12 protein-coding genes are annotated in these 14,028 nt (G+C 59.4%); 4 read left to right on the top strand and 8 right to left on the bottom strand.

The features are described 5' to 3' along the window. The first annotated feature begins 97 nt into the window (after positions 1-97). The gene (locus K343_RS0110145; protein ID WP_043112520.1) at positions 98-1,522 is read left to right on the top strand and encodes a mannose-1-phosphate guanylyltransferase/mannose-6-phosphate isomerase; all 1,425 of its coding nucleotides are present in this window, start codon (positions 98-100) and stop codon (positions 1,520-1,522) included. Beyond that, the gene (locus tag K343_RS0110150) at positions 1,519-1,998 is read left to right on the top strand and encodes a GDP-mannose mannosyl hydrolase (RefSeq protein WP_043112463.1); all 480 of its coding nucleotides are present in this window, start codon (positions 1,519-1,521) and stop codon (positions 1,996-1,998) included. The genes K343_RS0110145 and K343_RS0110150 overlap by 4 nt, the downstream gene beginning before the upstream one ends. A 10-nt stretch (positions 1,999-2,008) precedes the next feature. On the opposite strand, the gene fcl is transcribed toward K343_RS0110150, so the two are convergent. The 8 genes from fcl to K343_RS0110190 all read right to left on the bottom strand — a co-directional run bounded on the left by fcl (position 2,009) and on the right by K343_RS0110190 (position 11,102). Continuing rightward, positions 2,009-2,950, bottom strand: a complete 942-nt coding sequence (gene fcl / locus K343_RS0110155) for a GDP-L-fucose synthase (RefSeq protein WP_028007987.1) — start codon at positions 2,948-2,950, stop codon at positions 2,009-2,011. Between the two features lie 150 nt (positions 2,951-3,100). Then, entirely contained in the window at positions 3,101-4,219 is a 1,119-nt protein-coding gene (gene gmd, locus K343_RS0110160) for a GDP-mannose 4,6-dehydratase (RefSeq protein WP_154662515.1), read from the bottom strand. Positions 4,220-4,260: 41 nt separating this feature from the next. Next, complete coding sequence (locus K343_RS0110165; protein ID WP_028007989.1) at positions 4,261-5,094, bottom strand: glycosyltransferase family 2 protein; 834 nt, start codon at positions 5,092-5,094, stop codon at positions 4,261-4,263. Between the two features lie 57 nt (positions 5,095-5,151). Next, the gene (locus K343_RS23385; RefSeq protein ID WP_154662508.1) at positions 5,152-6,087 is read right to left on the bottom strand and encodes an aldo/keto reductase; all 936 of its coding nucleotides are present in this window, start codon (positions 6,085-6,087) and stop codon (positions 5,152-5,154) included. 23 nt (positions 6,088-6,110) lie between these two features. Next, a complete protein-coding gene (locus tag K343_RS0110175; RefSeq protein ID WP_043112466.1) occupies positions 6,111-7,790 on the bottom strand; it encodes a GMC oxidoreductase in 1,680 nt (559 codons plus the stop codon). 9 nt (positions 7,791-7,799) lie between these two features. Continuing rightward, a complete protein-coding gene (locus K343_RS0110180) occupies positions 7,800-8,921 on the bottom strand; it encodes a glycosyltransferase (RefSeq protein ID WP_028007991.1) in 1,122 nt (373 codons plus the stop codon). A 14-nt stretch (positions 8,922-8,935) separates the two neighbouring features. Further along, positions 8,936-10,105, bottom strand: a complete 1,170-nt coding sequence (locus K343_RS0110185; protein WP_051278147.1) for an AGE family epimerase/isomerase — start codon at positions 10,103-10,105, stop codon at positions 8,936-8,938. Then, on the bottom strand, positions 10,098-11,102 hold the full coding sequence (locus K343_RS0110190) for a glycosyltransferase family 9 protein (RefSeq protein ID WP_028007993.1): 1,005 nt from the start codon (positions 11,100-11,102) through the stop codon (positions 10,098-10,100). Before K343_RS0110190 ends, K343_RS0110185 begins: the two co-directional genes overlap by 8 nt. A gap of 417 nt (positions 11,103-11,519) precedes the next feature. Between K343_RS0110190 and hldE the strand changes: the two genes are divergently transcribed. Continuing rightward, entirely contained in the window at positions 11,520-13,034 is a 1,515-nt protein-coding gene (gene hldE / locus K343_RS21650) for a bifunctional D-glycero-beta-D-manno-heptose-7-phosphate kinase/D-glycero-beta-D-manno-heptose 1-phosphate adenylyltransferase HldE (protein ID WP_154662509.1), read from the top strand. A gap of 26 nt (positions 13,035-13,060) precedes the next feature. Next, positions 13,061-14,020, top strand: coding sequence for an ADP-glyceromanno-heptose 6-epimerase (rfaD, locus tag K343_RS0110200; RefSeq protein WP_028007994.1), 960 nt, complete (start codon positions 13,061-13,063; stop codon positions 14,018-14,020). Positions 14,021-14,028: the final 8 nt, after the last annotated feature.

Below are 14,028 nucleotides of genomic sequence, written 5' to 3' on the forward strand. Positions count from 1 at the left end.
AGGGACAGCGTCGCATCTACGTAAATCATCAGATTGAGACGCTCGCACCACGAGCACGAGCGGAAGAAAATTCGAGGCACTTTGTTAAATGAACATAATGAACACTACTGCCCGGATCCTGCCCGTCCTGCTGGCCGGTGGTTCCGGTACACGACTGTGGCCACAATCACGCGAGCAGTATCCGAAGCAGTTTCTGAACCTGATCGACGATAAGTCGCTTTTGCAGAACACCGCCCTTCGTGCCGCCCGCATCCCAGGCGCACTACCGCCGCTCGTCATCTGCGGGGACCAACACCGCTTCATCGCAGCTGAGCAACTGCGGCAAATCGGCATCAAGGACGCCACGATCATCCTCGAACCGGTCGGCCGCAACACCGCTCCAGCCGCCGCTATCGCCGCGCAGTTTGCCAAGGAAAAGTACGGCGAAGACACGCTAGTCTTCCTGATGGCTGCCGACCACGCTGTACGCGATGTCGATGCCTTCGCGAAGAGCGTCGGCATCGCATCGAACGCAGCCTCCCTGGGACGCATCGTCGCGTTCGGGATCGTGCCGACACGTGCCGAGACAGGCTACGGCTATCTGCGGCGCGGGGATGCACTGGGCGATGGCGCGCATCAGGTCGCCCAGTTCGTCGAAAAACCTGATCTTGAGACTGCCCAGAGGTTCCTCGCCGAAGACTGCTACTTGTGGAATGGTGGCCTGTTTCTGTTCCGCGCCGATACCTTCCTGAAGGAACTCGCGCAGTTCGAGCCGGGAATTGCCGAAAACGCTGCACTTGCCTACACGCAAGGCCGGCACGACCTCGACTTCGTACGTCTGAACGCGGAGAGCTTCCACAATTGCCGGAGCGACTCGATTGACTACGCGGTGATGGAAAAGACATCGCGCGCCGCCCTGGTTCCGCTCGACGCAGGCTGGGACGACGTTGGAAGCTGGGAATATCTCGCCACGCTTCCACCGACTGACGGCTGCGGAAACGTCACGCGCGGCGATGTGCTATTGGAAGACGCGCAGAACAACCTCGTTAGCGCACATTCGCGGCTGGTCAGCCTCGTTGGCGTCAAAGACCACGTGGTCGTCGAGACAGCCGATGCCGTCCTCATCGCGCCACGTGACCGTACGCAGGACGTCAAGAAAATCGTCCAGAGACTCAAGGAAGCCGGCCGTGATGAAGCACAAAGCCATCCGCGCGTCTATCGGCCTTGGGGCTGGTATGAAACCATCGCTCTTGCCGGCCGCTTTCAGGTGAAGCGCATCATGGTAAACCCGGGCGCCAAGCTCTCCCTGCAAATGCATCATCACCGCGCCGAGCACTGGATCGTGGTCTCCGGCACCGCGCAGGTTACATGCAATGACAAGGTGTTCCTCCTCGGCGAGGACCAGTCCACCTATATCCCGCTCGGCAACAAGCATCGGCTCGACAACCCCGGAAAGATTCCTCTTGAAATTATCGAGGTGCAGACCGGAAGCTACGTGGGCGAAGATGACATCGTGCGGTTCGAAGACATTTACGGCCGATGAGCCTGCACACTTCGGGGCGCCCCCTTCTCCCGCGCACAGAGTGGTTGAAGATCGTTGAGCACACGCCGCTCGTCTCAATCGATCTCATCGTTCAAGACGCCGAAGATCGTGTTCTGCTCGGTTACCGCAACAATGAACCAGCGCGCGGCACGTGGTTCGTCCCCGGCGGCGTGATTCGCAAGGACGAATCCCTGGACGAAGCATTTCAGAGGATCGCGAAAACCGAGCTTGACTTGCCGCTGCTACGAGGGAAAGCGCATTTCGTTGGTGTCTTCGAGCACATGTACCCGAGCAATTTTGCAGAGGTCGCTGGGATCACGACGCACTACATCGTGCTGTCGTATGCCATGCACGTATCGACACTGCCCCTTCAGCCAGCCGACACGCAGCACCGCGCATGGATAGGGCTCAAACCAGCGGAATTATTGGCTCATCCGCTAGTCCATGAGAATACAAAGGCCTATTTTCGCCACTAGAAACTGCCGATCAACGACGAAATCCATCCTGGTTCTCAATGAACCAGCGATAGGTCTCTTTCACACCTTCCCTTAGCCCAATCCTGGCGCTCCAGCCGAGTGCTGTCAGGCGGCTCACATCCATCAGTTTGCGCGGCGTTCCGTCGGGTTTTCTCAAGTCCTGAGTAATGACACCCTCAAAGCCAACCACCTCGCGGATCAATTCCGCCAGTTCGCGAATTGTGACGTCGTCACCGACTCCGACATTCACGAAATCCTCGCCAGAATAGTTATCCATCAGGAACACGAGGGCATCACCAAGATCATCCACGTGCAGAAACTCACGACGCGGCGCGCCCGTGCCCCACATTACCACCTCGCGATCGCCACGCGCTTTCGCCTCGTGGAATTTACGGATGAGCGCTGGCATTACATGTGAATTTTCCAGATGAAAGTTATCGCCAGGCCCATAAAGATTAGTCGGCATCGCGGAAATCGCGTCGAAGCCATACTGCCTGCGATACGCTTGGCACATCTTAATGCCGGCGATCTTTGCTATCGCGTACCACTCGTTGGTCGGCTCCAGCGGGCCGCTCAACAGACAACTTTCCGGCATGGGCTGCGGCGCGTGTTTGGGATATATGCATGACGAGCCCAGGAACAGCAGCTTCTTCGCGCCGTGCTTCCAGGCCGAATGGATGACGTTGGTCTGAATGGCCAGGTTGTCACGAATAAATTCCGCCGGATACGCATTGTTGGCATGGATGCCACCGACCTTGGCCGCAGCTAAAAAAACGTATTCCGGCTTTTCCGCAGCAAAGAACGCGTCCACGCTGTTCTGGTCAACCAGATCCAGATCAGCATGGGTCTTTGTCAACAAATTGGAGTACCCGAGCTGCCTGAGGCGCCGAAGAACGGAACCTCCGGCCAGCCCACGGTGGCCCGCCACATAAATCTTTGCATCACGCTGCATCTGCATCCCCGACAAGAATCTCAGCCTCTCGCAATATCAGACCGCTGGATGCAAACGCCGCTGCACTCCGCAAGCCTGCTACATCCAAAGACGTGTGCGACCGAGATATTCACGCCATTTCTTTCGGCGTCGGCACCGCCTTCAGCCGCTTCACTCGTGATAATCGAATGCCTTGTACCCCGCTTGCTTCACCATGTGGTCGCGCTTGGCGCTAGCAAGGTCTTCGCGAACCATCTCGCTCACCAGTTCGGCAAAGCTGGTCCTGGGCACCCAGCCAAGTCTTTCACGTGCCTTGGTTGGATCACCCAGCAAAGTCTCCACTTCTGCAGGGCGGAAGTAGCGCGGATCCACAGCCACAATGCGCTGGCCTATCTTCACTTTGAGTTCGCTGTCAGAAACGGACGAGACGAACCCTACTTCGTTCTCGCCCTTGCCCTTCCACTCGATGGCAATGCCCAGCTCGGCGGCCGCAGCATCCACGAACTGGCGCACAGAGTACTGCACGCCCGTCGCGATAACGAAATCTTCCGGCTGCTCCTGTTGCAGCATCAGCCATTGCATTTCCACGTAGTCCTTTGCATGCCCCCAGTCGCGCAGCGAATCGAGATTGCCGAGATACAGGCAGTCCTGCAAACCCAGCGCGATTCGAGCAATGGCACGCGTGATCTTGCGTGTAACGAAGGTTTCACCGCGAAGTGGGGATTCATGGTTAAACAAAATGCCATTGCAGGCATAGATGCCATACGACTCGCGGTAGTTAATCGTTATCCAGTAAGCGTAAAGTTTGGCGACTGCATAAGGCGAGCGCGGATAAAACGGCGTGGTTTCCTTCTGCGGAATTTCCTGTACCAAACCGTACAGCTCCGATGTCGAGGCCTGGTAGAAGCGCGTCTTCTTTTCCAGCCCCGTAATCCGGATTGCCTCCAGCAGGCGCAGTGCGCCGAGCGCATCAGTGTCTGCCGTGTACTCAGGGCTCTCAAACGAAACCGCTACGTGAGACTGCGCGCCGAGGTTGTACACTTCGTCTGGCTGAATCTCCTGAACCAGCCGAATCAGATTGGTTGAGTCCGTCAGATCGCCATAGTGCAGGACAAAGCGTCGACCTTGCTCATGCGGATCCTGATAAAGATGATCCACACGGTCCGTATTAAACAACGAGGCTCGACGCTTGATGCCGTGCACCTCGTAGCCTTTGGACAGGAGCAACTCTGACAGATACGCGCCATCCTGACCGGTGACGCCAGTGATCAATGCTCGCTTCACAGCAATCCCTTTCGGCAAAAATTTCTAGGTAGATTCAAGCAGCAGCACTAGCCGAGCTGATGCTCGGCAGCCGCCTCCAGCTCACGAGTTTTCAGGACGATGAAATACTCATAAATGGATTGCAGCACTGCATAGGTTAGACCAGCACGGCCGTCGAGAAAGCCGCGCTTGCCCACGTAAAGAAGCAAAAACTTCACCACAGGCCGGAACGGAAGCCGGTAGAAGAGCTCCTTCTGGTGGTAGCGCTTCTCGTGAAAGTCCTTCGATGTGAGCGCCTTCAATATGCTGAAGCGATCGCCCCTCAGGCGATTCTCCACGATCTGCTTCGCTTCCAGCGTGCTGTATGCATTGTGCCTGGCCAGCCAGTGGTCCATACCTTTGCTAAAAGGAAAATGGTCCAGATAGCCGCCTGCCTCACCAACTGGGCCGTCCGTGATCGAAACAGGATTGACCAGCCGCTCATAGCGGATACGCTCCGGGCGGAACAAGCGCATGTAAAAAGGGGAAGTCTGCACGTGCTTGAGCCAACGCCCCAGGAAGAAGTCACGCCGCTGGACGCGGAACGCGACCTTGTCACCTGGGGCTGCCGCCAGCGCGCGCACCGTCGCAGCGAGCTCCGGCGTCATGCGTTCATCTGCATCGATATAAAACACCCACGAATGCTTGAACTGTATGTTCTGCAAACCCCAATTCTGATGCGCCGCCCAATTGTCGAAAGCGCGCTGGGTCACGCGCGCGCCATGCTCACGCGCTATTTCCACGGTGCGATCCGTGCTGAGCGAGTCATAGACGTGAATGTCGTCGCTCCACCCCACGCTCGCCAAGCATCCCGGTAAGTCCTGTTGCTCGTTCTTTGTTAAAACGAGAATTGAAACCGACATTCCGCTCTCCCGCTCATGCAGCGCAGCGCAGCGCCGCTCGCCGTCACCGCGTTGATCTCATACGCCCTGTGCAGTAATACCCGCAATTTCACACGCACGGCCGAAGCCAAGCGCTCGCGACACGTCCATGTCTTGAAACGCTGCCGTGTTGTTCATCACATTTTTCGACTGAAACATGGAGCAGAGAATCACTGCATCCGGCGCGGCTGCTGCCGCTGCCTGAAGCGCCAGAATCGGCAGACGCTGCTCGAGTGCTGTCCCCCTGAGCCCTTCGCCATCCGCCCAAGCGATGACTGACGCAGGTAGGTGCCCACTCGGATCGCGTAAACGCCCGATCATCGAAATTGGACTATGCAGAATACGGCGCCCGGCAAAGCCGGCTGCGAGTGCCCGGCTTTCGAATGGGCACTGCATCACCGGAGGCACAGCACCCAACTGACGCGACACGGGGCCCACTTCCCGCGCGGCCGTCGCCACCCCCCAAGTTTTGATTTTGCCCTGCTGTTTCAGCCTGCAAAAAAAATCCAGCAACTCCGGGCTCAGCTCATCCGCAGCCGCGCACTCATGGACAAACAGGATGTCGATCACGTCCACACCCAGTTCCCGCAGCGACGTCTCCACACTGCGCTGCGCATCCGCCAAGCTGTAGTAACCCTTGGTCAGCATGGCCCCTGATGTCTTCTTTACCGCCCCCGCCAGTGCGGGCACAAGCTGGCGGGCAACGCGAACGGCCGGCTTCAGCAGCCTCGCCGCCTGACCCAGTTGAGCGGGCTGTATGCCGAACTTAGTCGCAATGGTGACTTGGCTGCGCTTGTCGGCGACGAAACGACCCAGCACCCTCTCCGCCTCGCCGAAGCCATAAGCACGGGCGACATCGAAGTGCGTGACGCCACGCTCGAATGCCATGGCCATCGCGTCGAGCGCCTGGCGCTTGCCGATGCGGCCCATGACCGGTGCGCAGCCAAAGGCAAGCTTGGACAGGCTCAGCTCCAACTCGGGCCACTCAATCCTTGGGATCACAGGACCTCCGTTCCCAAACGAGCCCGCAAGTGCTCGGAAAGACGTACCGCCAATGCCACGACAGCCAGCGTAGGGTTCGCTTGTCCTGATGTGGGGAAGACCGAACTGCTGAGCACGTAAAGGTTATCCACGCCGTGAACCTTGCAGTTTTCATCCACGACGCCATCCTCAGCACGACGCGACATGCGGGTCGTACCAATCTGATGAAAGCCATCCTTCGCTTGCCGGTCTATAGAGGCCAGCAAATCATGCTCGGAGTACAGTAACTCACCGATGCCTTGCCGACGCAGTTGCGCATCCAAAAGTCGGTGGGTTTCGATCACACTGGCCGCATCGGCGTGGCTGTATCGAAAGCGAATATCGAGGCGCCGCATGCCCAGCTCATCGCGAGCATCGCTCAGGCACACATAGCTGTTCTCTTCAGGCGCCTGCTCGCCATGATAGTGCAGCGCGTAACGGTTGCCCCGACTCGGCAGAAAGAAGCCCGGCACACGCCGATACGCGAAGTAACGACGATAGATGAAGGGAACAATGAAAGCCACGGTCGCCGGCAGATCCACAAGAATATTGGCCATGTGTCGCCACCAGGGTGAGCGTACGGAGTGCTCAACCGCCGCACGCCGTATGGCCTCCGGCGCCAGATAACGAGACAGCACCGGCATCGACAAAGCCATATATGCCATCGAAAGAATGCCGTTGTGATGAGCCGCATCCGGCAGCGGCGGATTGTCCAACCAAAGCGCGCAGTTCAGCAGATTGCTCTGGCGTTGGATCTCCGGCGACACCACAAACCGGCGCCGACAGTACACACCTTCGCTGTCGCGCTCAAAGCCATAGATTGTCTGACGCGGTGGTGTGGAAAACCGCACCTCCGCAATCTTCCCGGAGATGTGCCCCATGTAATAGCGGCCCAGCTTGCCGCTGTGATTGCCAAGCCCCCCTCGCTCACTATCGCAGTTCATCAGCAGGCGCGTGGACTCAAGGCCACCCGCCGCGATAATGAATCGTCTCGCGCGAACCACCAACTCGGCTCCATCCAGCGAGCGCGCACGGATCGCGATCACGCGCTGCGGCTCGTCGGCCAGATCCAGACCCACACAAGTCAATCCCAGATAGACCCGTAGCCGCTCGGACGAGCGGACCTCCTGCTCGTACACCGCGCCGAAGTTGGTTGGCAGGGACCAACGCTCAAGGCTGGAGGCGGTAACGTCCTCGTCCATAAATCCCGGCACGATCGGCGGCGCCCCGGACGCAAAGGCATCAGCCACATTAAACGAGGCCTGCCCGCAGAGGGCATACTCGCAAGCCTTTGGATAGTAGGCAGCAAGTGTTTCGTAGCTCAGAGGCCAGCTTGCTCCGCCGCGAGCCGGCCTGCTCTCGAAATCCACCTCATCAAGCGGCACGCATCGCCCGCCCCAGATAGTGGACGCCCCACCCCAATGCCGCCGAGTGGCGATATCCATGGACGCATGCCGATGCTCTTCCAGTGCGCCAGCGTCGCTCAGTGACTGAACGCGCGGATCAACAGTCAGCCCTCCGCTCTCCACCAACACCACATCGCGCCCGGCACGCGCAAGATCTAGCGCAACGGTGATGCCCGCAGGACCCGCGCCTACCACGCAGACCTCGCAGTCCACTGATTGCTGAGGTCCCAATGCACTTAGCTCGATCAGCATGGCGACGAGTTAAAGAGCATGTCGAGCGACCAGATCGTCCACGAAGCGTTCAAGCGACATGGATTGTTCGAAGCAAGCGCGCGCCCGGATGCGAATCTGAGGGTCACGATAACCGCCATTCTTCCAAACTCGAAGAACATCCGTCACGGCGGACACGCTGTTTTCGCAAACATAGCCCGCGCTGGCTGCAGCGATGGCCGGCGCGGTATTGACATTGGCGGACACTGCCACCGGAGTGCCGTAGGACAAAGTTTCGGCCACCGCCAGCCCGAAGTTCTCCTGATAGGAAGGCAACACGAACAAACCCGCATTTATGAGCAGTTCATCTTTGCTCTCGCCCGAGACGTGCCCAACCCACTCCACATGCCGTTCGATGCCGAGCTCGCTCACTTGCGCGCGCAAGCTGGCAACGTAGCTGGCCTCGCCACCACCGGCGATGCGCAGGCGCGCAAGGGGCTCCTCGCGATAGACCGCCGCGAATGCGGCCAGAAGAATCTCGATCCCCTTCTTCTGATGCAGACGCCCAAGATATGCGATGGATATGCGATCCGCCTCGCGAGGCTCCAGGCGAAACGCACGCCGGTCTACGGACCCATACGCAATAACCGAATGCTTCACGCCTTCAAACGAAAACGCCTCGGCGGAAGAGCGTTGTTCCTGCTCAGCAGTGAAGTAGCACTGCTCTGCTCGCCGATAGAGTGACGATTCCAGAAGATTCCAGTACAGCTTCTTGCCGAGGAAGCTCAGCCGGCGGCTGTTTTTGTCCCATACATCAAGCGAGCCATGGGGCATGACCATGTACGGCACGCGCGCAAGTCGGTTTACGAGATGGAAACCATAGCTGGCGAAACGCCACACCCCCTGCACAGTCGCAAAGTCGTAGCTGCGCAAATGGCGTGAGAGCCAAACCAAATAGGCAGGGTTGATGCGGTAGTTGCTGAAGCCGGGACCAAGGCACACCAACTCAAACGGCTCATCGGGCTCCAAGGGCACGTCGCCAGTTCGGTCCATGGTGACGATAGTGACCTTGTGGCCGCGTCTGGCCATGATGCGGGAACTGTTGATGACGCTGTAGCTGGGGCCACCGTATTGCGGCGCGACAGTATCGATGCAGCGAAGAATTCGGGACATAGCTGGGCAAAGGCCTAAAGCGGTTGCTCGCCTTGAAGCGCGCCGTCATTCCGAATCAGCAACGCCAGACCAGTCACTAGGTGGTACAGAGAACTCGCCGGCGAAGGCTCCTGCCGGAACGAATCGTTCTCATCCATCCATTCCCACCAGAGACCACGCTTGGGGGTATCAAGGAAACGGCGCACGGTTTCCATGCTCGCAATCACCGCTTGTTGCAGGCGTTCGCGTTCAGCTCCGTCGGTCACTGCAGCCAACGCCACGCTGGTCCGCAAACGCTCCGTTTGCGCCCAAAGGCGCGCCTTGCCGTCGATCACCTTACCAGCATGGTCGACCGCGAAGATGGCAAGCTTTCGGACCGAATCGACCCCATACCGGCTTCCAAACGCCTCCAATGCAACGCTCGTGCTGCGCGCGTCGTGGCCGAGCAGAGTCTTGCTCAGCTGAAGCAGATAGGCCCACTCGAATTGATGCCCCGGTTCCCGGATCAACCCTTCGGCACCTTGAGCGAATTTCCAGTCACCGTCGAAGTATTCGCCAATCGCTCCAGTAGCAGGGTCGATCAATCGCGACTCCGCCAGTTCGATGAGCGCGAGCGCCCGTTCGCTGAAGGGTTCATTTACTCCAACCTGCATCCAGGCAAAGAAGGATTCCAGCAGGTGCATCTGCGGATTTGATCGCAAGGGTAACCGGCGCGGGTTCGCTTCTTCATAGCCAGCAAGTGGATGCGCAAGCCATTCATCCAGGCGCGCGAGCAGGCGGCGCGCGATCATGAGCAGTTGCGCATCTTGCCCATATGCGTCATAAGCGTGTGCCAACGCAAACAGCACAAAAGCCTGATCGTACAGGTCTACCCTTTCGTCGGCTGCATCGAGCGTGCTTCTAAACAGGCCGTCGGGACGCGAATAGCGCTCCAGCATGAACGCCAGCGCATGCTCCACGGCGGCCCGCCAAGGGCCCTGCCAACCGAGCCGCCCAGCTTCGGCAAATACGTAAAGCTGGCGGGCCTGCACACGCACACGCGTCGGCGTGCCAACGGGGTTGCCACGTTGATCCAGCTTCTCGAAAAAACCACCGCCGACATGGTCGGCCCCTGCTTCCCACCACAGCGGCAAGGCATGGTCGAATAACCACGTGCGCGCCCAAGCGCCGACCTCACTCAGGTCTACAGAGCTACCGTCAGCCATGCGGCGCTACCTGCCGCACTGCTGATACAACCTCTTCCACTGTGATGGCCTGAACGCCGCGCATGTCGTGCAGGATACGGTGCTTCTGGCCGTATGGATGCCACTTCTTAGGGTGATTGTAATTACCGAAAAGTCCTACGCACGCTGTCTGCATAGTGGCCGCCAGATGAAGCGGCCCACTGTCGTGGCCAATGAAGAAACGCGCTTGCGCCAGCACCGCCGCACATTCCCGCGGACTGAGCGTGCCGCAGACGCTCACGCGCCCCGCAGGCCAGCGACTCAGCAAAGCATCGGCACGCGGCGCATCCTCTGCAGCGCCCACCACGACCAGATGCAACTCCGGATACTCGACCGCCAACTGATCGATCAATGCGTGCCAGTTGGCCTCGCCCCAATCCTTGGGCGCAACCTTGCCCCCCATGTTGACGGCAAAGAACGGCTGCCCTGCGAGCGTAGCGATGGCCCGGTCGGCAGCCTCCGCTTCTCGGGACGTAAGGCGAAGGTCCCATGCGTCCGCACGATTCAGCTCAATAGCGCCAAGCGAATGGAGCGTACGTGCCAGACGCTCAGCCTCCGGTTCCTCTGTCCCGTCGACAGGGTTTTTGCGGTTCTCCAGCAGGTCTGCCGTCAGCGGTGCGCCGATGATTTTCTTGAAACCGCAGAGCTTGAAGAACAGCACGTCGCGCCACACAGCCAACCGGCCGCGATTCGCGGCCAGGTAAATCAATGTGCTGGCTCCGGTGTTACGCAACTGCCGACGCAGATGCCATAGGCTGCGGACGGATCGCAGTTGCAGGGGGTACTCAATAACGCCGTCGATGAATCCACCCGGCTGCAGGATAACGGCCAGCGGCGCGGCCTTGCTCGAGACCGGCACGTTGGTCAAAACAAGCTTGCGCTGCTGCGGAAAAGCTTCGGCAATCTTGTGGAAGCAAGGGAGCGCAACCAAGGTATCGCCCAAGCTCCCTAGGCGATAGATCACGACAGGCGGTTTCATGAGTGAGTGGCCGCTGCGCCATATCCAATATGAGCGCCCCTATTAGTCAACACCGACATCCCCATTCCCTAGCGACTCTGTTGTAGAAGCACTGCTTGATTCAGCCAAGCACTATCCATGCCCATGCGGCGCATTCGCGCCGACTTGCCACCGTCATGTGGGCTCGAAGTCCTTGACCCGATAAGGTGCGGCGAGCGTGAATAGTAACCTCGGGGCGATATCGCCCGGTAGCAGCAAGGGATACCAGCATCACAGATGTGACCGCCGTGCGGCATCGCCGCCACAAAGTGCCGCCATCGATATGGCACACTTACTGCCCTTCGAATGGCGGCGTCCATGGCTAAGCAGACATCACCAGGCCACAGATAGCTCCGAGACGGGCCTATGCCCGGTAGAACCTAGTAACAGGCCGCAACGTTGAACCGAAATATCGACTCATTGACGCCGCTCATCGAAGCCGGCTGGAACGGGGCACGCATCCTCGTGGTAGGCGATGTGATGCTCGATAAGTACGCCTACGGTCAAGTGGACCGCATTTCACCTGAGGCGCCCGTACCGGTGGTCCGGGCGGCTCGCTTCAGCGAGCAACCCGGCGGCGCCGCCAATGTGGCGATGAATGTTGCCGCGCTGGGCGGCCAAGCCGTGCTGGCTGGTTTCACCGGCGCAGACCAGGACCGCGCCACGCTGGAAAAGATGCTGTCCGATGCCGGCGTGCAACCACAGCTCACGGCCGTACCCGGCACACCGACCACCAGCAAGCTGCGGGTGCTGGGCGGGCAGCAACAGATCGTGCGTCTGGACTTTGAGAGCACCACGGCCCGCCCCTCCGGCGCATATGGAGAACTGCTGCGCTCGGTTGACGCCGTGCTGCCGCGCGTATCCGCCGTGATTCTGTCGGACTATGCCAAGGGTGTGCTCACTCCCGAGGTATGCCGGCATGTGATTACCGCGGCTCGGTCAGCCGGCATTCCGGTATTGGTGGACCCCAAGGTGCGTGACTTTTCCCAATACGCCGGCGCCACCACGATCTGCCCCAATCTCGGCGAGCTTGCAGTGGCAACGGGCGAATCGCCAGCCAACCACGAGCGCCTGCTGGAAAAGGGCCAGCGCTTCGTCACAGAACACGGCCTGGACTATCTGACCGTGACTATGAGCGAGAAGGGCATTACCGTGCTCACGCAGCAGGAACGCCACCATGCACCGGCAGTCGCACGGCAGGTGTTCGACGTCTCCGGCGCCGGCGATACGGTGATCGCGACCCTGGCGCTCTGTGCCGCGAGCGGAGTGCCCGTACAGCTTGCCGCCCCGCTGGCCAACCTGACCGCCGGCATCGTGGTCGGCAAGGTGGGCACCGTGCCAGCCACCCGCGATGAGTTGCTGGCCGAACTGCTTGCCAGCTCCGGGGAACAACTGCGCGCCAAGATCCTTTCCCTGCCGCAGCTTCAGGCGCGAGCCGCGCAGTGGCGCGCGGCAGGGGAATCCATTGTCTTCACTAACGGCTGCTTCGACCTGGTGCATGTAGGCCACGTGACGCTGCTAGAGCAATGCCGCAGCTATGGCAAACGGCTGGTTGTCGGCATCAACAGCGATGCTTCCGTCTCCAACCTCAAAGGGCCCAGCCGCCCCATCATCGGCCAGCAGGAGCGCGCTCGGTTGCTGGCAGCGTTATCGGTAACCGATGCCGTGGTGGTGTTCGACGAGCCGACCCCCATGAACATCATCCGCGCCATCAAGCCCGACGTCCTGGTGAAGGGTGGCGACTACACCGAGGCCACCGTCGTTGGAGCTGACGAGGTGAAGTCCTGGGGCGGCAGCATAAAACTCGTGCCCCTGGTCCCGGGCTTCAGCACCAGCAATATCGTGCGCCGCCTGTCTACGCCAGCACCCGCAAACTCTGACGATGCCGGCGCTAGGCATCCGCCATCCGCATAAACGCAGCATAAAAACAGGTTCATCACATGATCATCGTCACCGGCGGTGCCGGCTTTGTTGGCGCCAACACTGTCCACGAACTCAACAAGCTGGGCGAATCCGAAATCCTGGTGGTAGACAACCTGCACTCCAGCGCGAATGCAGCTCACCCCAAGTTCCTCAATCTGGCCGGCGCGCGTTTCACGGATTACATGGACAAGCGCGAGTTCCGGGCCTCCGTGGCGCAGGGGAAATTTGCCGGCAAACGCATCCGCGCCATCCTGCACAACGGCGCCTGTTCCAACACGCTGGAAGACAACGGCGAGTACATGATGGACAACAACTTCACGTACTCCAAAGAGCTGCTGCACTTCGCCACCGACCGCAAAATCCCTTTCGTATATGCCTCTACGGCAGCGGTTTATGGCCTGAGCGGCCAGTTCTCCGAAGTGCCCGAGAACGAGCGGCCGCTAAACGTCTATGGCTTCTCCAAGCTGGCATTCGACAACTACGTGCGCGCCCGTTTCGACCAGTTCGATTCAACCGTTGTGGGTCTGCGCTACTTCAACGTGTATGGCCCCTATGAAACCCACAAGGGCCGCATGGCTTCGGTGATGTATCACTTCACCAAGCAACTAAAAGAGACCGGCACGATCAAGATGTTTCAGGGCTCTGGTGGCTACGGCGACGGTGAGCAGCGGCGCGACTTCGTGTTCGTACGCGATCTGGTCAACATCGCCTTCTACTTTGCTGGTTTGACCGGAAACAGCGGCGTCAAGAAGGCCGTAGTCAACGCTGGAACGGGAAAAGCGCGGACCTTCAAGGATGTAGCTGCAGCGCTGATGGCGGTGCACGGTCAGGGCAAGATTGAATTCATTCCGTTTCCCGCAGATCTCAATAGTCGCTACCAGCACCTGACCGAAGCAGATATAACCGGCTTACGCAATAACGGCTGGGCCCGCCCGTTTACGAGCTTGGAAGAAGGAATTAGCTCTAGCCATGAATGATGTAAAGC

This window comes from Solimonas flava DSM 18980 (genome assembly GCF_000426685.1).
Lineage (GTDB): Bacteria > Pseudomonadota > Gammaproteobacteria > Nevskiales > Nevskiaceae > Solimonas > Solimonas flava.

Bases quoted from the DNA above. Each gene is read 5' to 3' on its own strand.
- K343_RS0110145 (WP_043112520.1), top strand. From the start codon at position 98: ATGAACACTACTGCCCGGATCCTGCCCGTCCTGCTGGCCGGTGGTTCC.
- K343_RS0110150 (WP_043112463.1), top strand. From the start codon at position 1,519: ATGAGCCTGCACACTTCGGGGCGCCCCCTTCTCCCGCGCACAGAGTGG.
- fcl (WP_028007987.1), bottom strand. From the start codon at position 2,950: ATGCAGCGTGATGCAAAGATTTATGTGGCGGGCCACCGTGGGCTGGCC.
- K343_RS0110165 (WP_028007989.1), bottom strand. From the start codon at position 5,094: ATGTCGGTTTCAATTCTCGTTTTAACAAAGAACGAGCAACAGGACTTA.
- K343_RS0110175 (WP_043112466.1), bottom strand. From the start codon at position 7,790: ATGCTGATCGAGCTAAGTGCATTGGGACCTCAGCAATCAGTGGACTGC.
- K343_RS0110180 (WP_028007991.1), bottom strand. From the start codon at position 8,921: ATGTCCCGAATTCTTCGCTGCATCGATACTGTCGCGCCGCAATACGGT.
- K343_RS0110185 (WP_051278147.1), bottom strand. From the start codon at position 10,105: ATGGCTGACGGTAGCTCTGTAGACCTGAGTGAGGTCGGCGCTTGGGCG.
- K343_RS0110190 (WP_028007993.1), bottom strand. From the start codon at position 11,102: ATGAAACCGCCTGTCGTGATCTATCGCCTAGGGAGCTTGGGCGATACC.
- rfaD (WP_028007994.1), top strand. From the start codon at position 13,061: ATGATCATCGTCACCGGCGGTGCCGGCTTTGTTGGCGCCAACACTGTC.